21 protein-coding genes and 2 tRNA genes are annotated in these 22,745 nt (G+C 41.0%); 13 read left to right on the forward strand and 10 right to left on the reverse strand.

Features of this window, described 5'->3' with window-relative positions:
* The 4 genes from hflK to ACQ76V_RS06430 form a co-directional block, all read right to left on the reverse strand.
* Positions 1-1,020 carry an FtsH protease activity modulator HflK gene (hflK, locus tag ACQ76V_RS06415; RefSeq protein ID WP_440999661.1) on the reverse strand — a complete coding sequence of 340 codons (1,020 nt, stop codon included), beginning with the start codon at positions 1,018-1,020 and terminating at the stop codon, positions 1-3.
* Between the two features lie 51 nt (positions 1,021-1,071).
* A complete protein-coding gene (locus tag ACQ76V_RS06420; RefSeq protein ID WP_440999662.1) occupies positions 1,072-3,606 on the reverse strand; it encodes a PP2C family protein-serine/threonine phosphatase in 2,535 nt (844 codons plus the stop codon).
* A gap of 238 nt (positions 3,607-3,844) precedes the next feature.
* Positions 3,845-4,306 carry a BrxA/BrxB family bacilliredoxin gene (locus ACQ76V_RS06425; protein ID WP_440999663.1) on the reverse strand — a complete coding sequence of 154 codons (462 nt, stop codon included), beginning with the start codon at positions 4,304-4,306 and terminating at the stop codon, positions 3,845-3,847.
* Positions 4,307-4,437: 131 nt separating this feature from the next.
* Positions 4,438-5,046: a superoxide dismutase gene (locus tag ACQ76V_RS06430; RefSeq protein WP_440999664.1), complete on the reverse strand. Its 609-nt coding sequence runs from the start codon at positions 5,044-5,046 to the stop codon at positions 4,438-4,440.
* A gap of 239 nt (positions 5,047-5,285) precedes the next feature.
* Between ACQ76V_RS06430 and sthA the strand changes: the two genes are divergently transcribed.
* Positions 5,286-6,746: a Si-specific NAD(P)(+) transhydrogenase gene (gene sthA / locus ACQ76V_RS06435; RefSeq protein WP_440999665.1), complete on the forward strand. Its 1,461-nt coding sequence runs from the start codon at positions 5,286-5,288 to the stop codon at positions 6,744-6,746.
* 33 nt (positions 6,747-6,779) lie between these two features.
* Here the strand turns inward: sthA and ACQ76V_RS06440 are convergent, their stop codons facing one another.
* Positions 6,780-7,490, reverse strand: a complete 711-nt coding sequence (locus ACQ76V_RS06440; RefSeq protein WP_440999666.1) for a DUF429 domain-containing protein — start codon at positions 7,488-7,490, stop codon at positions 6,780-6,782.
* 12 nt (positions 7,491-7,502) lie between these two features.
* Entirely contained in the window at positions 7,503-9,308 is a 1,806-nt protein-coding gene (gene aspS / locus ACQ76V_RS06445; protein WP_440999667.1) for an aspartate--tRNA ligase, read from the reverse strand.
* A gap of 203 nt (positions 9,309-9,511) precedes the next feature.
* On the opposite strand from aspS, the gene ACQ76V_RS06450 reads away from it, so the two are divergent.
* Both ACQ76V_RS06450 and ACQ76V_RS06455 read left to right on the forward strand, forming a co-directional pair.
* Positions 9,512-10,165 (forward strand): response regulator, encoded by a 654-nt coding sequence (locus ACQ76V_RS06450; protein WP_440999668.1) that lies wholly within the window; start codon positions 9,512-9,514, stop codon positions 10,163-10,165.
* A gap of 454 nt (positions 10,166-10,619) precedes the next feature.
* Positions 10,620-10,793 carry a hypothetical protein gene (locus ACQ76V_RS06455; protein WP_440999669.1) on the forward strand — a complete coding sequence of 58 codons (174 nt, stop codon included), beginning with the start codon at positions 10,620-10,622 and terminating at the stop codon, positions 10,791-10,793.
* Positions 10,794-10,987: 194 nt separating this feature from the next.
* Here the strand turns inward: ACQ76V_RS06455 and ACQ76V_RS06460 are convergent.
* Positions 10,988-11,061 (reverse strand) — tRNA-Met (locus ACQ76V_RS06460).
* A gap of 186 nt (positions 11,062-11,247) precedes the next feature.
* On the opposite strand from ACQ76V_RS06460, the gene proS reads away from it, so the two are divergent.
* From proS to ACQ76V_RS06485, 5 genes are all read left to right on the forward strand, one after another.
* Positions 11,248-12,714 (forward strand): proline--tRNA ligase, encoded by a 1,467-nt coding sequence (gene proS / locus ACQ76V_RS06465; protein ID WP_440999670.1) that lies wholly within the window; start codon positions 11,248-11,250, stop codon positions 12,712-12,714.
* Positions 12,715-12,723: 9 nt separating this feature from the next.
* Entirely contained in the window at positions 12,724-13,401 is a 678-nt protein-coding gene (locus tag ACQ76V_RS06470) for a hypothetical protein (RefSeq protein WP_440999671.1), read from the forward strand.
* Positions 13,395-14,912, forward strand: a complete 1,518-nt coding sequence (locus tag ACQ76V_RS06475) for an NAD(P)H-hydrate dehydratase (protein ID WP_440999672.1) — start codon at positions 13,395-13,397, stop codon at positions 14,910-14,912. The genes ACQ76V_RS06470 and ACQ76V_RS06475 overlap by 7 nt, the downstream gene beginning before the upstream one ends.
* Complete coding sequence (locus ACQ76V_RS06480; protein ID WP_440999673.1) at positions 14,909-15,334, forward strand: VanZ family protein; 426 nt, start codon at positions 14,909-14,911, stop codon at positions 15,332-15,334. Before ACQ76V_RS06475 ends, ACQ76V_RS06480 begins: the two co-directional genes overlap by 4 nt.
* Before the next feature lie 154 nt (positions 15,335-15,488).
* Positions 15,489-16,142, forward strand: coding sequence for an energy transducer TonB (locus ACQ76V_RS06485; protein ID WP_440999674.1), 654 nt, complete (start codon positions 15,489-15,491; stop codon positions 16,140-16,142).
* 94 nt (positions 16,143-16,236) lie between these two features.
* Here ACQ76V_RS06485 and ACQ76V_RS06490 read toward each other — a convergent pair whose 3' ends face one another.
* Together ACQ76V_RS06490 and ACQ76V_RS06495 are read right to left on the reverse strand one after the other, a co-directional pair.
* The gene (locus ACQ76V_RS06490) at positions 16,237-16,683 is read right to left on the reverse strand and encodes an NUDIX hydrolase (protein ID WP_440999675.1); all 447 of its coding nucleotides are present in this window, start codon (positions 16,681-16,683) and stop codon (positions 16,237-16,239) included.
* On the reverse strand, positions 16,683-17,006 hold the full coding sequence (locus ACQ76V_RS06495) for a DUF1844 domain-containing protein (protein ID WP_440999676.1): 324 nt from the start codon (positions 17,004-17,006) through the stop codon (positions 16,683-16,685). The genes ACQ76V_RS06490 and ACQ76V_RS06495 overlap by 1 nt, the downstream gene beginning before the upstream one ends.
* A 166-nt stretch (positions 17,007-17,172) precedes the next feature.
* On the opposite strand from ACQ76V_RS06495, the gene ACQ76V_RS06500 reads away from it, so the two are divergent.
* Positions 17,173-18,381 (forward strand): DUF1015 domain-containing protein, encoded by a 1,209-nt coding sequence (locus tag ACQ76V_RS06500; protein WP_440999677.1) that lies wholly within the window; start codon positions 17,173-17,175, stop codon positions 18,379-18,381.
* Positions 18,382-18,406: 25 nt separating this feature from the next.
* Complete coding sequence (gene serC / locus ACQ76V_RS06505) at positions 18,407-19,486, forward strand: 3-phosphoserine/phosphohydroxythreonine transaminase (RefSeq protein ID WP_440999678.1); 1,080 nt, start codon at positions 18,407-18,409, stop codon at positions 19,484-19,486.
* A gap of 14 nt (positions 19,487-19,500) precedes the next feature.
* On the opposite strand, the gene ACQ76V_RS06510 is transcribed toward serC, so the two are convergent.
* Complete coding sequence (locus ACQ76V_RS06510; RefSeq protein WP_440999679.1) at positions 19,501-20,118, reverse strand: rhomboid family intramembrane serine protease; 618 nt, start codon at positions 20,116-20,118, stop codon at positions 19,501-19,503.
* Positions 20,119-20,231: 113 nt separating this feature from the next.
* Between ACQ76V_RS06510 and ACQ76V_RS06515 the strand changes: the two genes are divergently transcribed.
* The 3 genes from ACQ76V_RS06515 (at position 20,232) to ACQ76V_RS06525 (ending at position 22,735) form a co-directional block, all read left to right on the forward strand.
* A tRNA-Thr gene (locus ACQ76V_RS06515) sits at positions 20,232-20,303 on the forward strand.
* Positions 20,304-20,510: 207 nt separating this feature from the next.
* Complete coding sequence (locus ACQ76V_RS06520; RefSeq protein ID WP_440999680.1) at positions 20,511-21,173, forward strand: septal ring lytic transglycosylase RlpA family protein; 663 nt, start codon at positions 20,511-20,513, stop codon at positions 21,171-21,173.
* Between the two features lie 86 nt (positions 21,174-21,259).
* Positions 21,260-22,735 (forward strand): phytoene desaturase, encoded by a 1,476-nt coding sequence (locus ACQ76V_RS06525; protein ID WP_440999681.1) that lies wholly within the window; start codon positions 21,260-21,262, stop codon positions 22,733-22,735.
* Positions 22,736-22,745 lie beyond the last annotated feature (10 nt).

Here is a 22,745-nt window from a genome sequence, read left to right on the forward strand (position 1 = left end):
CTAGTTACCCTGATTATTTGAGTTAGCATTTGACTTATTCACCTTCACACCGTCCATCTGCATCTGCAGCAACGGTAATACGCTATTCCCGTTTTGGTCGGTTACGATTTTATTGCCTAATTTCGGGAGAATATTCTCCAGGGTTTCAAGATATAAACGACGTTTCGTTACCTCTGGAGCCTTTACATATTCTCGGTACAGTTGATTAAAACGAGAGGCTTCTCCTTCGGCACGATTCACGCGATTAACAGCATACCCCTCTGCTCGTTGTATTGTTTCTTGAGCCTGCCCCTTGGCACGTGGGATCACCTTGTTGTATTCGGATTTTGCCTGATTGATAAGTGTCTCCTTCTGCTGTTGGGCTTCATTAACAGCATTAAAAGATGGTTTTACCGGATCTGGAGGATTGATATCCTGCAATACAATTTGCTCAATTCTAATTCCCGATTCGTATTCCTCACAAATTTTCTGGATCAATTCCTGAGCTTCCAGAGCAACTTCAGCACGGCCAACCGTAAGCACTTCATTTACCGTACGATCTCCAACTATTTGGCGCATTGCTGATTCCGAGATATCACGCAGTGTTTGTTCAGGGTTCCTAATTTTAAACAGAAAATTATATGGATCACTAACCCTATACTGGACGACCCATTCCACGTCGGCCAAATTTAAATCACCGGTAAGCATCAACGATTCATCAGAATATCCTTCTCTTTGATAGCTTGTTCGCACCCCAGAACTGGTTGTGCGATAACCGAACTCATGTTTTAATTGCCGTTCAACCGGGACATATTGCACCTCTTCAATAAAAGGTGCTTTGAAATTTAGTCCGGGATAAGCAGTACGTGTAAATTCACCAAATCGAGTTACAATTCCCACTTCTTCGGGATTAACCGTAAAAAAGGAGGAAAAGGCTACCACCACAACTAATGCTCCCAATATTATATATTGGATATTACTCCCTAAATTCTTGAGTTGGGGCGGCATATCCATACCAGAAAAATTACTGTCTTGTGCCATATAAATGCGTTTTTATGATTAATTAATATTCAATTCAATTATTTAATGCCGCTATATCTTGAGGCATATGATAGTGGTATCATCGGCCAATTGATAGTCACTAAACTTCTGTATCTTTCGCTTGATATCCATCGAAATTTCGTTGCTGGGAAGCTTATCGGTCTCAAATGATTCGACAAGTGTGACCAGGCTATCAAAACCAAAGCGTTCGCCCTGTGGATTTACGGCCTCAGGCAACCCGTCAGAATAAAGCAGGAGGAAATCTCCCTGCTGTAACTGAACCTCATGCGCCTGATAATTTACCGTTGATTGTAACCCCAGCGGAAATTTAGGGGCCGGAGTACTAATAAATTCTGCTTTTCCATCCCGTTTTAATATTGGCAAACAGTGTCCCGCATTAGCCAGTTTTAGCATTCTGCTTTCAAGATGATATTGCGCAATAATGCAGGTAATAAATGTCTGCCGATCGGTGCGGGCATGTAATGTAGGAGCAATTTCTCTCAATATTGAATCCGGGGCATCTTTATGCAATCGAGAAAGTAGCAAACCGCTGGCAAAAACAGCATGCATTGCCGCCTTCATCGCTTTTCCGGAAACATCGGCAATGGTCATATTTAAAACCTGGCTATTTGCTGTCCCATTACTACTGACGATGTAGTCAAAATAATCACCCCCCACCTCGAATGAGGGCATGAAAAATCCATAGACATCAATACCCTCTGCAGAAGGCGGACGTAAAGGCATCAGTTTAAACTGACTCTCCCGAGCAATCTCAATCTCTTTTTCAACCCGCAAATGATTGGCCATTCGCTCTTGATATTCAGGAATGTATCCGCCCATTTCTGAAATGGAATTTCCATACTTGTAGGCAATCAATCCATAAATAAGTGGTAACCCAAGAATAAAGAGTTGTGTCCACGCAATATAGGCAACATTCATGCTTGATGATCCCCAGTACGGCATTACCAGGATTACAGAGGTGAACACCCACCATCCTGTTGCAAAAGAAATAAGCCCCGAGCCTTGCATCGCAAAAAGGATCACAACGCCGAGAGCTGAAAATACCGCCAAATCATACCATTCTGATCCTATGATCTCAAATAACACGCCTGATCCCGAAAAAAGAATCCCAAATAGTAACATTCCCAACCCGTAAAATAGCCATCGATTATTAATCTTCGACTGCAAATATTCAGACACTACCCCTACATGACCCAAAGAAACCAACCATACATTAATCCAAATTGCCATATTTATGGTCAACAGTTTGGGCTGCATGATTGCTTCTGTAAAGCTGTCTTGGCTATCTGCCTGATAATATTGAGTACCAAGCAAGAATAAGCTAACAGAAAGAATTCCCAATAATACACCCCCTAAAGCATATCCGCGCAGAAGTCCTTCACCGGTTTCACGAAAGAATAACCGCTTCCTCCAAAAAGCGTCTAACAGATGGAGTTGCTCTTCATCCCGAGATCGTGCCATGGCTTCCCATCCAATGTAGGCCAAAGCTGCATACAAACCCAAAATAGCTGCAACGATGAGGTTATTTAGCAGAAATAAAGTTTCACTGGTCTGATTCCAAAAATCATTTGTGGTGTTGATGAGATAAAAAACCTGCCATCCCAAAACACCCAGCGTAACACTAATTAACATAAATAATGCCCGCCGCCACTCTACCTGTCCTTTGTTAATGTATTTGATGCCCAAAAAGACAATCAGAATTGCCAAAATAGCCAACGATCCAAAGGTTGTTGCCAAATCCACATTGCTGATACTTTGAACCGGATCAATCTGTTCAGGCTCATATTTATCTAACGCCTGGAAGCTTTCGATGGAAACCCCGTACTGAATACTTGCCATATTGGGGGTATTCGTTTCCCGAATAATAGGCCTGACTTCGAGTGATAACTGTTGCGGACCCGGGACGCTTAGATTGGTTTTATTCCATTTAAAAACCATATTATTCCCGACCCGAGAATCGGATAACTCCATCGAATGTTGATCAAAACCTGGTTCTGATGTGAGCAACGTATCTCTTACATCAACAAAATTAAGCGTGTAGTCCCGAAGGTTGTATCCAAAAATATCCTGTACTATTCGATTGGCAATAGAAAACAGAGAATCGCCCGAGACAAATGTGGGATTGGGATTATCTGCGTATTTCGATAGTCGACGCACCTTTCCTTCTTGATCATAGCGGATATCAAGCCGTCCCTGTTCACTCAAAAAATCACTCGTTCCATTAGAAAATCCGTCGTCTTCTTCTTGAGTGATTCCGATACTTACCTTCCAGCCCGTAAGGTTTACCCCATTTTTATTAAGCTCTGCAGGATAAGGAAGTTCTTCTTTAGTTGAATCGCGAAGGGTTTTGTAGTAATTCAAATGCTGGGTTCTATGTACCAAAACTTGCAGGCTATCCATCGAAAAACCGAGCCGTTGAGAAAGCTCAGCAGTTTTATGCTCAATTGCAGATTTACTTTGTTCTATTGGTGCCCCGGCATTAAAGGCCACAAAGGAGTGCAATACAAAAAATACTGCCAATCCGATAACCCCCAAGAACATCCAATATGTTAACCGCTGCCCCATTTATTAGTAACTTTTGATTTGCTAAACTCTTGATATTGTCATTCTCAAAAAAGAAATATGAGTTATAACAGAATGCAATATACAATCATCAACGAACATACCCTACGAAATTTCACTCCCATTGTTTCCCCTATTATACTTTTGGAATCGAATAGAAGCCCACACTAAAACTTTCGTTAATATAAAAAAGCCGATGGAGATAACTCCACCGGCTCAAAACTTTAAGAAACTTAAAGATTTATTTTTCAGCTTCTTCGGCTTCTTCCTCACCGTCAAAAGCTTTAAATACCATCTTCAGATCATCGGCAATTTCTACTTTCGTACGACCTTCAATGCGATGGCGCGGAATCATGGCTTTAATATCACCATCTTTAAAATAGGCAAACGCAGGTGAAGAAGGAGGGTACTCGCTAAAATACTCTCTTGCCCGTTCGGTAGCCTCTTTATCCTGACCAGCGAAAACGGTTACCATGTGATCGGGCTTAATTTCAGATTCATCAAGGGCTATTTTTACCCCGGGACGTGCATTGCCCGCGGCACATCCACAAACAGAATTAATTACCATCAGCATCGTGCCATCGTCATATTCATCCATCGCACGATCTACATCATCAACTGTTTTCAGTTCTTCAATACCCAAATCGGTTAATTCTTCACGCATCCATGAAACGTCGGGGCCTGCTCCAAGTCCAAATTGCATAACTAAATATATTTATTTCAGCTTTGTATTAAACATCGAATATAAGGTTCAAATATAAAGTTTATAAGAAGAAAAAGCACTCCGCTTTATAATGACGGAGTGCTTTTATGCTCTTTTAAACTTACAACCAATTAGGTGGCATCGTTGTAGTATTCATTTACTTGATCCCAATTGACCAAGTTCCAAAAATTGTTGACATATTTACCACGCTCGTTCTGGTAATGCAGATAATATGCGTGTTCCCAAACATCCACTCCTAAAATTGGCGTTAAGCCGTTCATGTATGGACTGTTTTGATTGGCTGTTGAAAGTACTTCAAGACTCCCATCCTTGTTCACGCACAACCATCCCCAACCAGAACCAAATTGGCCGGTTGCAGCATTATTAAATGCTTCTTTAAAATCTTTAAAACTGCCAAACTCTTCGTTAATGGCACCTGCAATATCGCCGGTTGGTTTTCCACCACCGTTTGGAGAAAGAATGGTCCAGAATAACTTGTGGTTTGCATACCCCCCACCATTATTAATCACAGCCTGTCGAATATCTTCGGGTACTTCTGTAATACGCTGTAGAACTTCTTCAATAGGCAGATCGGCAAACTCAGATCCTTCCAAGGCAGCGTTTACTTTGTTGGTATATCCCTGATGATGTTTGCCGTGATGGATCTTCATAGTACGCTCATCAATATGCGGTTCAAGCGCATCATAATCATATGGTAAATCAGGTAGTTCGTAAGCCATAATAATAGGTTTTTTGTTTTAAATAGTTATTAATAATATAAATTAGAATAATGTTATTTCGTTTCGGTGCAATACCTTAAATTTAGCACCTTTCATTCACACTACCAATCAAAATTAGGTTGTAAATCGTTCCATTTCATGTTATTTATTCGAACGTAAAAAATAGAGATTTGCTCATCATTTTATTCTATTTTTTGAAACATAGCATTCACTTTCATTTTTAGTTTTTAGATTCCATTATGAGTCGAGATTACGATATTATTATTATCGGAACAGGACCTGCAGGCTTCTCCTGCGCCATGCAAAGTTCTAAATTTGACAAGGACGTTCTGGTAGTCGAATCCCATAAAAAATACTTGGGCGGAACTTGGATTAACACCGGAACGGTACCCAGTAAAGCACTACGTGAAGCAGCCAAAAACATTCTCGATTTTAATGAACAGTTTGGAGACCACGAACACAAAAAGCCCTATGAACGCTTTCAGATGGGTGACCTTTTGCAATACAAGCAGGAAATCCTGGAAAAGGAAAATCAAAAGGTTAAGAATGACCTCATAAAAAATAAGGTGGATGTAGCCCGTGGCTTTGGCTGCCTAAAAGATAAGCACACGGTAGAGGTTGAAACACATATCGGATCTAAGGAAACGTATACCGCAGATTATATTTTAGTTAGTACAGGAAGCAGTCCCGTTCCACCCAAGAATTTTGAAATTGATGATGATAAAATCCTGGATTATAAATCCATCCTTGAGATTACCCACATCCCACGCAGATTGGTGATCATTGGGTCTGGTGTTAATGCTATAGAGTACGCCACTATTTTTGCAGCCCTGGGAACAAGAGTTACTCTTTTGAGTGATAAAAAAGACTATCTGACTTTTTTAGATCATGAAATTAAGGAGCACCTGCAGAATTCTTTACATAAGAAAGGAATTACTATTAAAAATCATATTGGGGTTGAGGACGTATCTTTTAATCCATTACGAAATTTTACAGAAGTAAAATTCAGATCAAAGTCTGATGATAAGCGCCTGCAAGTCATCGAAACAGAACACGTACTCTTTTTAGGAGGCCGAAAACCGAATGTTGATGGCTTGAACCTGGATCAAGTAGGTGTTGAAACGGACAACAATAACTTTATCGGCACCGATGATACATTTAAAACAAATGTTGACAATATTTATGCCGCCGGTGATGTGATTGGCTTTCCGCGACTGGCCTCGGCCTCTTTTTCGCAGGGCAGATTGGCAGCTTGTAATATGTTTGGCATACCAAATCTCTCGGTACCCGATCAAATTCCGTATGGTATTTATGGCATTCCTGAAATTTCAAACATTGGTATCACTGAACAGGATGCGGAAGAGATGGGCTTGGACATTACCGTTGGACGAGCATATTTCAAGAATATTGCCAAAGGGAATATGAGCAATAACTCCGAAGGCCTACTTAAGCTGGTCTTTAACACCAATTCCCTTAAACTGTTAGGCGTACATATCTTAGGAGCTGATGCAGCCAATCTTATTCATCTGGGGCAATCTGTTATGTCTTACAATGGCGACATTCGTTACTTTATTAATCATGTGATGAATTATCCAACCTTGAGTGAGGCTTATCGCATAGCAGCCTTTAACGGGGTAAATCGCGTTTATAAGGCTGGCGTCAAATACAGGAACATTTTAGAGGATAATAACCAAGAATAATTTACCTGCTATCCTCTTTTCTAAATCTAAAAGTTACACATAATGAATCGCCATTGTCAGCCCAGTCGAATCTGTTGGCGGATTTTCAGGTAAGGTCTTCAATTCTTTTTCTGTTGATTGAAGTGCAAACCAGGCCAGCGCCATAGCATCTACAATATCATCCTCATCCACCTGATTGCGGCGATACTCTTCTTTGATATCACGGAAAAAGTCATCGGCATATTTGCTCCGATCCTTCAACAATTTTAAACGATGCCGTAATCCCTTTTTGGTAGCCTTCTTTTGCAGAATAGAGTTATTGCCATTTAAAATACGAAACAACAATTCGGGATGACTTTCAAAAACTTTATCCTGCAGCTCCTCATCGTTTTGCAAGAACTGATCTACGGTTTTAATATTTGGCGTAATATTCCAAGCCTGTGTAGAAATTTTTTTACCTGTAATTTCATAACTGGTCATCGAAGCTTCCGCATAGGTGGGGGCATGTAATGCCGGACGTATAGGCGGGTTAAATACACTGGCTTTATAGTCTGGACCTAAAATATCGCGAAGCTCATCATCGCATTCTCGCACATATTCTTCCTCGGTTAAACCAATGGGCACATCAATAAAAATACGATCGAATTTCTCTATATATTCCTTCAACTCTTCATCAGACTCTAACAGCCAATAACCTGCACCTTCGTCATCCAAACTTATGGCGATCCATCCTACTCTACAGCCATCAATTCCTAATGTTTTCAAACTAATATGAATTTAATTTCCTGATTCCTGTTCTTGAGCCGCTTTTTCGGCATATTTTTTTAGTTCTATATGCAGATCATCCAGCTGCTCCTGATCCACAAAATCTGGACTGTTATCCATCAGGCTCTGTGCCTTCTGGTTTTTGGGGAATGCAATAACATCACGCAGGCTGGTCCCGCCCGAAAGAATCATAACAATACGATCTACCCCCAGAGCAATACCCCCATGCGGCGGTGCCCCGTACTTAAACGCATCTAACAGAAAGCCAAACCGTTTTTGTGCTTCCTCTTCATCGATACCTAATAACTCAAACATACGGGTTTGTAGTTCCCAATCATGAATACGAATAGAGCCACCACCAATTTCGTACCCATTGAGCACCAAGTCATAGGCTCGCGATCTAACTTTTTCGGGATCATCATCAAGCTTATCCAGATCCTCAGGCTTTGGTGCTGTAAAAGGATGGTGTAATGCATGATATCGATGATCTTCCTTACTGTATTCCACCAGAGGGAAGTCAGTAACCCACAAAAAGTTATATTCATCTTCATCAATCAAATTATGCTCCTTACCCATCATCAGACGAAGCTGCCCCATCTGTTTATAGACCTCTGGTGATGATCCTGCGAGTATAAGCACGAGATCACCCATATTTGCATCTGCTCGGTCAACCATGGCCTCAACAGTTTTGTCCTTCAAAAACTTGCCTACGCTACACTTTACACCATCATCTTCATTTAGTTTTATATAAATAAGTCCGGCAGCTCCAGTTTCTTGCTGTACACGTTCGGTCAATCGGTCAATGGCCCCGCGCCCCATATCGCCCTGACCAGGCACTGTTATGCCAAGTACCGCGCCACCTTTATCAACGGTGTTTGAGAATATCTTGAATTTAGAGTCCTCCACAAGATCAGAGAAATCGGCAAACTCAAGACCAAATCGTGTATCCGGCTTATCGGTGCCATATGTTTTTATTGCCTGATCGTAGGTCATCCTTTCAAATGTAGACTCAATCTCTTCGTCAACCACATCACTCATTATTTTCTTCATGAGCCCTTCGGTTGTTTTCATCACACCTTCCTCATCCACAAAAGACATCTCTACATCAATCTGAGTAAATTCAGGCTGACGATCGGCACGTAAGTCCTCATCTCTAAAACACTTAACAACTTGGAAATAGCGATCAAATCCAGAAACCATCAACAACTGCTTATAGGTTTGGGGACTTTGAGGCAGCGCAAAAAATCGACCCGGATTTACGCGACTGGGTACCAAGTAATCTCGCGCCCCCTCCGGTGTACTTTTCATCAATACCGGCGTTTCCACTTCCAGGAAGTCGTTATCGTAAAAAAATGAACGGGTAGACTGATAGAAATCCGAACGCATAACCATATTCTCCTGAAGCTCCGGCCGCCGAAGATCAAGATAGCGGTACTTAAGACGCAATTCTTCGCTTGTTTTTATACCATCTTTGATCTCAAACGGCGTTGTTTCCGCCTCAGAATAAATCTCAAGATCAGTAACGCGAATTTCTACTCCACCGGTTGTAAGTTCTTCATTAATATTTTCCTTACCCCGTTTTTCAACTACTCCCTTAATCCCGATCACATATTCCGTCCGCAGCTCCTCGGCTTTTTCATGAAGCTGTTCATCGGTTTCATAAAAAACAATCTGGGTGATTCCATAACGGTCGCGCAGATCAATAAATATTACACCGCCCAAATCACGTCGTGTTGCTACCCAGCCATTGAGTACAACTTCTTCGCCAGTATTTTCCAATGTTAACTCAGAACAGTGATGCGTTCGTTTCCAGGTCATAAATATTTCTACTTTCTAATAATTTTAAAGTCTTTTTTCAGAAGCTTTGAAAATAAGTAATATGATAACCAATCGCTTATTGTTATTTCTGTAATAGCACCCATTTCTGAATTTCAACTGCTTTGATTACTTTGTTGTATCAATGAGTTTATCAAAAACAAAAATAATGTCATTCACTTCGAGGGTTTAACCGAGGCTTATCCATGGCTGAAATCTCTGTTCTCATAGCTGATGATCACGAGATCGTACGATTCGGCATCAGTACATATTTATCCTCAGCGAAGGATATAGAAATTGTAGGTGAGGCCTCAACCGGCGAAGAATGCATCAAATTATTTCAAGAAACCCACCCCGATATATGTATTCTTGATATAGATATGCCCGGTAAAAACGGGATTGAAACAGCAAAAGAGATCCGGGAATTAGAGGAAGACACAAAAATTCTTATCCTCTCTATGCATATCAACAAAAATATTTTACGAGAAGCTCTTGAAGTAAATGTGAATGGATACCTTCTGAAAAACACCGAGAAAGCTGACTTGCTGCATGGCATCAGGGCCATTGTTAAGGGACAACAGGTTTTTAGCGATCCCATTTCTGATTTAATGAAGGAATCATTTTTGAGAAAAAATAATCAAGGCGGAAATTATGATCATCAACAGATAACCGATCGTGAACAAGAAATTTTACAGCTTATAGTTGATGGGTTGACCAGTAAACAGATAGCTGAAAAACTTTATATTAGTCCCCGTACCGTTGATACGCATCGTGCCAACCTAATGGAAAAGCTGGAACTTAATAATATTGCAGAATTAGTACGCTACGCCATCCAAAACGACCTGGTCTCCATAGATTGACTGTTAATACGTACTTTTACGTAGATAAAATACCAACTTATAGCTATTGATGCTGGAGCTGAGGTAAAGTAACTTATAATTGCAAATGGGGTAATAGCCGTCTGTAGATGATATTTAGCAGTTATCTGTGACAGGATAACTGCTAATTTTTTTTAGCCACTCAAATACCTGACTCCTTCCAGCCTAATATCCAGATTCTCACCTCGTAATCAATACACTGTTATCTAATGATAATAAATAATTTTACCTTGAATAAATTATGGATTTGACTATGATAAAGAGGTTCATTTCTATAACACTATTTTTATGCTTTTTTATAATATTTGCATCTGTTGATTCAACTACTGGTCAATACGGATTGGAAAATATTCAAGATGATACACTAACAAAATCGGTTGACATACATCCACCCGTTGAAACCGGAGACAGAGAATTTATAGTATCAAGAAAACATATGTACAAGTCCCACCTGCGATTAGGAGTTCAACTTGGACGGGACTTTGTGGTTACCAAGGTATACCGACAACGGGAGCATGGAAATGTATCCAATAACGGCAAGTCAAACGATGATTATTTTGAATGGCAGAATAATGTATTAGCCCCTTTTATGGTACTCTTGTCACTGTGAATTATCCCAAAAAGCCCATAAACCCGGAGTTATGGAGAGGAATCAAAGCCTGGAAAGGCGATATTCCTTCACAAGTTCAGGTGGATTTATATGCTGAAAAAAGAAATAAGGAAGTGAGGAAAAAGAATTCTAAATAATCCTTTCTAAAATAACAAAACCCGAAGTCTTCAAAACTTCGGGTTTTATATTTACTGTACCGTGGGGCGGAATCGAACCGCCGACCTCCGGGTTATGAATCCGACGCTCTCACCAACTGAGCTACCACGGTATGCCTGATCAAATCAAGAGTTGCCAAATATAAAGCAATTCTGATTAAATATTAAGTCCTGCCTCTAACTTTTTCCAATCCTTCCAGCAGAAAACCGACATCTTTTTTTGAGGCTCATTGAAATCGCCTTATTTTCAAGCTTATAAATTATAAACACATTTTAAGCACCGAATTCCGTAATTTCTCATGGCAAAGAAAATCACCGAACGAACCGAAGATTTTTCACAATGGTATCAAGATGTAATTCGTGAAGGCAAGCTGGCCGACCATTCACCTGTGCGTGGCTGCATGGTCATTCGTCCTAATGGCTACGCCCTCTGGGAAAATATGCAGGATTCACTGGATCAGATGTTTAAAGATACCGGCCATGAAAATGCGTACTTCCCCCTATTCATTCCAAAATCATTTTTATCAAAAGAAGCCCAGCATGTTGAGGGTTTTGCCAAAGAATGTGCGGTCGTTACCCACAGCCGTCTGCAAAGTTCGGAAGACGGCGTAGAAGTTGATCCCGAATCTAAGCTTGAGGAAGAACTTATTGTTCGGCCAACTTCTGAAACAATCATCTGGGATTCGTACCGAAACTGGATTCAGTCGTATCGCGACCTTCCCATTTTGATTAACCAATGGGCTAATGTTGTTCGCTGGGAAATGCGCACGCGGTTATTCTTACGCACCATGGAATTCTTGTGGCAAGAAGGGCATACTGCTCACGCTACAAAAGAAGAAGCCATCCAAGAAACTGAGCAGATGCTTGAAGTCTACCGCACTTTTGCGGAAGAATATATGGCCATGCCGGTCGTAACAGGAGTTAAAACCGAATCGGAGCGATTTGCCGGAGCTGTTGATACCTACTGCATTGAAACGCTGCTGCAGGATAACAAAGCCCTGCAGGCCGGCACCTCCCATTTCTTGGGACAAAATTTTGCCAAGGCTTTTGATGTTAAATTCCAGAGCTCGGAAGGCGAACACGAATATGTTTGGGCCACCAGCTGGGGGGTATCAACACGATTGATTGGCGGATTGATTATGACACACTCTGATGATCAGGGATTGGTCCTGCCTCCTAAGTTAGCCCCCAATCAAGTTGTTATTGTTCCAATATGGAAAAATGATGAACAGCAACAACAGGTACTCAATTATTGCCAGGAAATTATTGATGAGCTTAAAGCATTAGACATCCGTGTAAAATTAGACGACCGCGAAAATATGAGTCCGGGATGGAAGTTCAACGAACACGAAGCAGCCGGCATACCCCTGCGGTTAACCATCGGACCGCGTGACCTCGAAAATAACAATGTGGAATTAGCACGACGCGATACACTGGACAAAAATATTGTTAACCGCAAGGGCATTGCTCAAAACGTTGATGATCTGCTCGATACTATTCAGGACGATCTTTTTACATCAGCACAACAGCGCATCCGGGACAACACACACAACGTTGATTCCTATGATGAATTCAAAGACGTGATCGAAAACGAGGGCGGCTTTGTCTATGCTCATTGGGATGGCACACCTGAGACCGAAGAAAAGATCAAGGATGAAACAAAGGCAACCATCCGTTGTATTCCTCTGGAAGAAGGTGAAGAAGGAGAATGCATGATAACCGGAAATCCATCCGACCAAAAAGTATTATTTGCACGAGCCTACTAAACAGCACCTATGGAGCAGTCGCCTGTCGACAGTACGCTCAACATTTTTGATCGATTTGCCGAGGAAGGTTCTGCACGCTTGATTTCCGACCTCGGCAATCCATTATTGATGCCGCCTGCCCTATTTTTAGGAGCCTGTATTCTATTGGCTCAACCCCTGTGGGCGACATTGCAAGTTACCGGTATAGCCGTAATATGCTACAGCGTTTTGCCTTTTCTACTTACGCTTTTACTGTTCCGTCGCGGTATCATTAACTCCATGGACCTACCTATCCGAAAAACACGAACCATCTTATATGCCTTTTCGATCATTAGTGCCACCCTGGCTTCCCTGATAATTTATCAGCTTACCGCTATGCTACACTTCTTTATTTTTATACTAACGCTGGTAGTTGTAGCTAACTTAACGATCTCTTTTCTACTGAATCTGCAATGGAAAGTAAGTGTACACTCGGCCTCGGTCGCCGTAGCAGGTATTATTTATTACCTCATGTTCTATTGGGGCATTACCGAATATCCAACTATCACATTAATTTTATCCTTAATCCACCTTTTACTACTTTTACCTGTAATGATGTGGGCTCGCTATCATCTTAGCGTTCACTCATTAACAGAATTGTTTGGCGGAGCCACAGCCGGCATTCTGCTTACAATTATTGAGCTAATCATATTCACAAATATATGGTAAAAGAGACTCTTGACGCACCCTACTCTCATTATCTGCTTGATGCTGATCTGAGCCAAAAAATTGACCGTCGAACCATTGAAGAGATGGAAATAGATGGTTTTACGCTGATGGAAATTGCGGGCTCCTCCGCTGCAAAAACCATTCTCCAAAAAAATAATTTTAACAGCGGCATCTTTCTCTGCGGCAAAGGGAATAATGCCGGTGATGCTCTTGTCTTAGCTCGGTACTTAATTCAGCATGATATTGATGTAACTGTCATTTTTCTTAGTGGATCGAATGACCTATCCCCTGATGCACAGAAGAATTTAACGCTCCTCAAAAAATTTAATCACAAAAATCATCTGACATTTTTTGACAGCTGGGCTCAATTTAATTCCCCTAATCAATTTGACTTTATTATTGACGGTTTGCTTGGAACCGGATTAACCAGTGATGTCCGGGGTGACTATATCAATGCCGTTGAATGGGCAAACAAACAAGACCAGCCAGTAATATCCATGGATATACCCACCGGGATCCATGCTGATTCCGGTAAAATTATGGGCACTGCTATTACCGCCACATCTACTTTTACATTTGGCGGCCGAAAGTTGGGGCTCTATCTCGAGGATGGACCTGAAAAGGCGGGAACTATTCACTACTGCGAACTCCCGTTTCCAAATAAATTCAAAGAGGACTGTAATACTTATTTACTTGATGATAACTGGGTCAAAACAGAAAGCCCTACCCCCGGCCCACACAAATATAATTCAGGGGTACTATATATTATAGCCGGATCAGAGGGTTTGACCGGCGCCGCTATTATGGCGGCCCAAAGTGCCTGGGCTGAAGGATTAGGAGCCGTAATTCTAATCTGTCCAAAGGGAATACTTCCTATATATGAACAAACCCTCCCTCCGATTATCAAAAAACCAGTAGGCAGTCGAGATGACTTCTTTTTTAAAGAGGCTCATGCAAACCAGGTTTTAGAGATTTTATCTGAAAAAGAGGGGGCACTGCTACTTGGTCCGGGATTGGGCCGCGAACAATCCACCGTTACTTTTGTACATAAGGTACTATCCCAAAAAACGAGTCCGACAGTAATAGATGCTGACGGACTGTGGTGTTTGGCCCAGCTTGATGAAATTCCCAAACCCGAGCGGTCAGAATGGATTTTAACCCCTCATCCGGGTGAGTTAAATCGATTGACACAAAATGCCGAATCACAAAACGAATATCGGCTACAGACAGTCCGAGAATACGCACAAACTACCGGCACTACTATACTTGCAAAAGGCATGCCCGGAATCATCGGAACACCGACAGGAAAATGCTATCTAACAAATTACAATACCACATATTTTGCACGAGCCGGAAGTGGTGATGTATTAGCCGGTAAGGTTAGTGCCTGGTTGGCTTTGGGATATGGACCTACGACAAGCTGTGCTCAAGGTTTATTAAATGGAAAGCAAAAACTTGAAAAATATTTAGCAGAACATCAGGATTTACCTGAACCAAGCGATTTTATATGAATATTTTATCTTCAATTTATTCTTTTTTATCAGAACATAGTTATTTACTACCCATTGGGCTAATCACCCTAACTGTTGGAATGCTACTGTTAACATTATTACCCGCTGATGTTATGGGGCAAAATCAACTTTGGAGTTATGACAAGTTAGGTCATGCAGTGCTGTTTGGGAGTTGGACATTATCCGTAGGACTATACTATCACATACATAAATCAAAAATCGTAAAACTTTGGATAATATTTGCCAGTGGAACCATTTTTGGGATACTAATCGAGCTTATGCAATACTCTCTCCCTGTAAATCGACAAGGAGATCCCGTTGATGTTCTTTTTGATCTACTGGGATGTCTGATAGCAGTCTGGATTCTAAAAAAAATATTACCCGAAGAAATAAGCACAAAAACCTTGAGCAGGAGCTCTTAATAAGGCTTTTTAATAAAATCTCAATATTTTAAAAAAAATAATGAAATATTATACCCACTTTTCTTGTTATTTTTAGTGGAGATTAAGTAGAATAATTTGTTTACTTACAAAACCAAATAAGTTTATTCCAATTTAACGCGGAGATTATAGCATTATGGGTTCTGAAAGAAAAAAGCCACAGGCTGATCTTAGAAATTACTATACAATCTTTTTGCAGTTGGGCATGGTTGCTGTTCTGCTGATTTTCATTACCGCAATGAAAGTTGAATTCGTATCGGAAAAGCAGGATGTAGATCTTACCCAAGAGCAGGAAGTAGTGGAAATGGAGGAAGTAACACAAACGAAGCAGGAAGAAAAACCACCACCCCCTCCTCGACCACAGGTACCTGTTGAAGTGCCAAATGATGAAATTGTCGAGGATCAAGAAATTAATATTGATGCTGATATCAATATGGACGAGCCGCTTCCCGAGCCGGAAGAACCTGCTGAAGAGGAAGAAGAGGAGGATTTCTTTGTAGCAGTAGAAAATATGCCTGAGTTAAAAGGCGGATTGGGTGAACTCCAGAAACAAATTAATTATCCTGATATGGCCCGAAAAGCGGGTATTGAAGGACGAGTCATTATTCAGTTCATTGTAAATGAACAGGGAAGAGTTGAAAATCCTCGAGTAATTCGAGGAATTGGCGGTGGTTGTGACAAAGAAGCTTTGCGAGTTGTAAAACAAGCTGAATTTGAGCCGGGTCGTCAACGAGGAAATCCCGTTCGAGTCCAGTACAGCTTACCGATTACTTTCAAGCTGCAAAATTAAAATCTTTTCTTAATACAAGATTAATTAAAAAAGGCCTGCTAAAATGCAGGCCTTTTTTATTATAAACTAACTTTACTAATAAAAAGAGTTTCCCCTAAGTAATATGTTGCGGGTACTTTTGCTCAAAAGCTTGTAATACTTCAGAAAGGTTTTCATAGCCTACCAGCTTTTGTGCTTTTTGCAGAGGTATCCAACTTACCTTTTCTATATCCTCTTCTGTCTGAGGAGTAAAAGCAAGTTCGGGGTCAGCAGAAAATTCCATTGCAAACCAATGGGTGGTCTTGCCATAATGTACTCCTCTCTGTTCATATTCGTGATAAGTTTCTGGGAGCTCAAACACTATTTCAGGAAATACAGACACTCCAACTTCTTCGCTAACTTCACGAACCGAACATTCGTCAATGGTTTCCCCTTCCTCCAATTTCCCTTTAGGAAGATCCCATACCCCTCGGCGAAATATCATCAACACAGATGGCCCCTTATTGTCTTTACTTTTAAAGACTACACCTCCTGCTGCTGTAATCGGTTCAACACGAGCCATTATTCTTCTTGGCCTTCAGATTTCTCACTTCCTTTGTCCTTCTCATCAGCATAATTCATGCGGAGGTTATTGAGCGTTTCAGTCAGATAGCTTTTTAGTTGATCCGGGAGATTTCCCTCTGTAAATTCTTCGAGCATCAAAAGGGTATCAATAGCAAACTTTGCTGATTTCAAATCTCTTTCTGTGCTTCCCGTTTGGGGATTTTCTAATTTGCCCATTCCCATCATGGCAATCTGCTGATGCTGTTGCACCAACATCATAAATAGCAATTGCTGCTGTTCGTCTTCAGATAAATTATCACCGTTGTAATTTGTCTTGTCCATATCTAATAATTTTGTTCAAAATTCATCTTAAAATAAGCTCTTTATGACAAAGAGTTAATTTCTAAGGGTAATTTATCTTGTGAAAAAACTCTTTAATTATTGTCCACAACCAAGTACTTTAGAAGATCTCAATTAAAGATAATAAATAAATGGAGATACCTATTGTATGGCTGTTCTAAAACCATTTAAAGCTTGGCATCCTACCCCAAAAAACGTAGAACAAATTGCGTGTGTTCCCTACGATGTTGTTAGCGTTGAAGAAGCTCGCACACTTGCCGCGGGAAATCCTGAAAGTTTCCTTCACGTCGTTCGACCTGAAATAGATTTGCCGGAAGGAACCGATCCGCATGATGATGAAGTCTATCATAAAGGAGCCGAAAACCTACATGCATTTTTAGAAAATGGCACTCTTCAGCAAGAAAATAAGCCGCAGATTTACGTGTATCAATTGATACGCAATGGGAGACCTCAAACCGGTATTTTTGCCTGCGTATCAGTAGAAGACTATGATGATGAAGTCATTCTAAAACACGAGCTGACGCGCCCAGCAAAAGAGGATGACCGCACGCGTCATATCCTCACGCAGCAAGCCCATGCTGAACCCGTAATGTTAACATACAAGGATGATCCAACAGCAGAAAATCTCATCAAAGAAACGGTCGAAGAAGAACCCCTTTTTGAATTCGAAGCTTCTGACGGAGTTATCCATAAATTGTGGAGAGCAAAAGAAACTAAAGCCTTTGCTAAAGCATTTAAATCGATCTCTCATCTATATATAGCGGATGGTCACCACCGATGTAAAAGTGCCTCTCGAGCAGCCGAGCAAAAGCGTAAAAATAATCCAGGTCATACAGGAAATGAGGAATATAACTTCTTCCCGGCCGTAATTTTCCCCATGTCTAACATGAATATTCTGCCCTATAATAGAGTGGTTCATTCTATTCCCGATAACTTTTTAGATACCTTGCAGGATAAATTTACGCTTACTGTTGGCGCTGACCCGAGTCCATCAAAAAAGGGGGAAATCAGCATTTATTTAGATGGTAACTGGTATGGCATGGAGTTACCTCTTGATAACAACCCCAACAGTGTCCAAAAACTTGATGTACATCGACTGCAAGAGTTTGTACTTTCCCCATTACTGGATATCGATGATCCTCGTCGTAACGAAAACATTTCTTTTGTTGGAGGAATTAGAGGCACAAAAGAATTAGAAAAAAATGTTAATAGTGGAAAAGCCGAACTGGCCATCAGCATGTACGCTACAAGCATTGAAGAACTGATAAAAGTTTCTGACGAAGGTCGACTTATGCCACCCAAATCAACATGGTTTGAACCCAAACTACGATCAGGATTACTCGTTCACACTTTTTAATTGATAACATTCAATCCATTTACTTATGAAACGCGTTCACAACTTTAGTGCAGGACCTGCAACACTTCCGCTCGAAGTATTAGAGAAAGCCCAACAGGAGCTTACAGATTTTCAAAACATGGGACGATCGGTAATGGAGATTAGCCACCGTAGTGCTCAATACACCGAGGTTGACCGTCAAGCAAAAGCTCATCTTCGTGACCTGCTAAATCTTGGCGACAACTTTGAAATTATGTTTCTCCAAGGCGGTGCCAGCTCTCAGTTTATGATGGTTCCGTTTAACTTTCTGGATAAAAACCAAACGGCCGACTATATCGATACCGGCCGATGGTCAAATAAGGCCATCAAAGAGGCGAAAATATTCGGGAATGTTCATCGTCCATATAGCAGCAGTGAAACCGGCTATGATCGTATTCCAACCAATGATGAGCTGAATTTCAGTGATAACCCTGCTTATGTTCATTTTACTTCGAACAATACTGTTGCAGGCACACAGTTCCCAAGCGAGCCCGAAACCAATGGTATTCCGCTGGTCTGTGATGCTTCATCAGACTTTCTCTCCAAACCAATTGATGTTTCTCGTTACGGTATAATCTATGCAGGTGCTCAAAAAAATATTGGGCCCGCCGGAGTAACAGTTGTTATTATTCGTAAGGATTTTCTGGACAAAGCAGATACCGAAGACGTACCGACTATTCTACAATACCAAACACATGCAGAAAAAATATTTAACACTCCACCGGTTTTTAATGTATACATGGTAAATCTGGTACTGGAGTGGATTCAGGATAAAGGCGGTCTGGAGTATTTTAAATCATTTAATGAAAAGAAAGCGGCACTACTCTATGACGAAATTGATCAAGATGATTTTTACCGTGGCGCTGTTGAAAAAGATTCTCGTTCGCTAATGAATGCTACTTTCCGACTTCCATCCGAAGAATTGGAATCTAAGTTTTTGTCAAAAGCAGAACAACACGACTTGTATACCCTGAAGGGGCATCGTAGTGTGGGTGGAATACGAGCAAGCATGTACAATGCATGTCCGATGGAAAGTGTGAAAACCCTGGTCGATTTCATGAAAACTTTTAGAAAGGAAAACGGCTAAAAAAATGCTAAAAGCTAAAGCAAGCCGAATACGGTTAAAAAATGATCAATTGTATTCGGCACAAAAATCACCAGGTAAATAATACCCCAAAGGGCCCCTGCAATATGAGCTTCGTGATTTATTTTTCCGCGCTCCTGTTTGCTGGCATACATGCTATAAATTAAATAGAAGATGGCAAAAACAAATGCCGGGATGGGAATAGGGATCAACATCAGATAAATTTTTTCCATCGGAAAAAGAAAAATAAAGGCAAATAACACAGAACCGACTGCCCCCGATGCTCCCAGTGTAGCATAGTTGGGATCATCTTTAAATTTTATAACTGAGGGTATCCCGGCTACAATAAGTCCTGTTATATACAATCCGGAAAAGTAACCACTGCCTAACACCCGTTCCATCACTGGACCAAAAAAATATAAGGTAAACATGTTTACAAACAGATGACCTAAATTGGCATGTAAAAACCCAGAGGTAAGCAATTCATACCAACTGTTTTCCCTTACAGTGCGATAGGGTTTTAAATACCCTATCTCAAGAAATTTCGGAAATAGATACAGGGCTCCAAGCGATACAATAACATTTGCAGCTATGATATAAAATGTTGCAGGATAATTTGCTAAATAATTTTCCATATACTTTTATTTTTGATCAACGAAGATATACAAGAGCCGGTCCGATCTCCAATTTAATTTATCCTTGGGCTTGCTAACAAAGCAGCATAGTAGTTATATTTGACCACTGTTAAGCCGATGTAGCTCAGGGGTAGAGCGATTCTCTCGTAAAGAATAGGTCGCTGGTTCGAATCCAGTCATCGGCTCATTTGTATTACGATATCAAACAGGGTGCCCATTCTTCGATTAGTTTGTTGAATACTTTTCTTCTTTAAAAATTTCATTAACAGTATGAAACAAATAATCCCCAATCCGGTTGCATAAGACTAACGCAATTAACCCACAAGCACTGTGGATTTTTATATCCTGTAAAAATATATTACCACATACTTTAAAAATCAGGCATAACTACTTTGCGTTCTCTTCCCTTATTTATTTTAGCGATCAGTTTATTTATAAGTTCTTGCGGTACCAGTTCCCGCTTTGGGAAAAAGGATGATCCCCCAAAATCCCGAGAAGCAGGCGAAAAAATTGAAGAAGGAGTAGCCAGCTGGTATGGCCCCAATTTTAATGGCAAATTAACAGCCAATGGGGAAACCTACGACATGTATGGTCTTACGGCCGCTCACCGCACCCTTCCTTTTAATACCATCGTCAAAGTTAAGAATCTGAACAACGGCAAATCAGTCAAAGTTCGCATTAACGATCGCGGACCTTATGCAAAAAATCGTATCATTGATCTGTCTAAAAAGGCCGCCGATGAAATCAATATGCTGGGATCCGGCACTGCACCTGTAGAGTTGATAATGTTGGAGGGAGACCTCAAAAACTCAAAAGTGACGAATTTAAAAGTACCTACCTATACGGTTCAGCTTGCTTCCTTTAATTATGAACATCAAGCCCAATCACACGCAAAAAAAATACGGGGTTCCCGAGTTGCAAAGGTAGACATGGGAAGCAAGAGGGTCTATCGTGTCTATCACGGTATTTACACGGATAAAAATGATGCCCGTAAAAAACAGCGTCAGCTGAAACGACAAGGGTTCAGCGGCTACGTTAAACAGATAGAAAATTAATTTTAAAAAAAATTCTCTCTGTCGGAATGTATTAATTCCAATTTTTGGTTGTAGCATCAGCTATTAAACCCATACCCAACATACAGATGAAGAAAAAAATCATTGTCATTGGCAGCGGCTTTGGCGGACTTGCTACAGCATCCCGACTTTTATCACAAGGACATGACGTCGAAGTTTTTGAGAAACGGGAAAAACCCGGTGGACGTGCATACGTCTACGAAATGGACGGCTTTAAATTTGACGGGGGGCCCACCGTAATTACAGCCCCTTTCTTATTTGATGAGATTTTTGAAGCAGCCGGTAAAAAGCGGGAAGATTATTTTGAGCTAGTCCCCTGTGATCCGTTTTATCGAATCTTCAATTCCGAAGGGAAAAAGTTTGATTACAACGGAGATCACGATTTCGTCTTAAATGAGATCGAGCAATGGAATCCCGACGACAAAGAAGGATACACCAAATTTCTCAAAACCACTGAAGCCATTTTTAACAAGGGTTTTGTCGAGCTGGCAGACCAGCCCTTTTTAAGTCTGTGGGATATGATCAAAGTCGTGCCCGATCTGCTCCGGCTACAATCTCATAAAACCGTGTATAAATACATCGCACAATTCATTGATAATGATTTTCTTCGTAAAGTTTTTTCCTTCCATCCGCTATTAGTAGGAGGAAATCCGTTTGATACCACCTCCATCTACGCCATGATTCATTACTTGGAACGCGAGTGGGGCGTGCACTACGCCATGGGCGGCACCGGATCTATTGTTAATGCATTAGTAAAGCTAATTGAAGAACAAGGGGGTACGTTTCATTATGAGACGGAAGTTGACCAAATAACCATTGATAATGGAAAGGCAACGGGCATTCAGCTTAAAGATGGAACCAAACATTCTGCCGACCAAGTAGTTTCCAATGCCGATGTCGCATTTACTTATCGAAATATGATCCCAGAAGCGGAACGGTCTACATGGACAAACCGTAAAATCGAGCGCACCAAGTACAGCATGTCGCTCTTTGTCATTTATTTTGGTACCAAAAAACGCTATCTGGATTCCAATCTGGAACACCACAATATTATACTGGGTGAGCGATACGAGGAGCTGCTTTCCGACATCTTTCATGACAAGAAGCTGGCTGATGATTTTTCTCTATATCTGCACATGCCTACCAAAACCGATCCTTCTTTGGCGCCCGAAGGGTGCGAAGGATTCTACGTGCTATCGCCGGTACCTCATTTAGATGGTGACACTGACTGGAACGAAAAAGCCAAACCCTATCGCGATGCGATTATTTCATTTCTGGAAGAAAACTATCTGCCGGACCTCGAAGAAAATATCGTTGTTGAGCATCATATTGATCCCCTTCATTTTAAAAATATGCTCAACAGTTATAAAGGATCGGCCTTTTCAGTAGAGCCTATTCTTACGCAGTCGGCCTGGTTTCGTCCGCATAATAAATCCGAAGATGTAGATGATCTGTTTTTTGTGGGGGCCGGTACCCATCCCGGAGCGGGATTGCCGGGCGTTCTCTCATCTGCAAAGATTGCCGAAGACTTGATTTGTAAGTAAGATGAGTAAA

This window comes from Fodinibius sp. SL11 (genome assembly GCF_052060035.1).
In the GTDB taxonomy this organism is placed as follows: Bacteria; Bacteroidota; Rhodothermia; order Balneolales; family Balneolaceae; genus Fodinibius.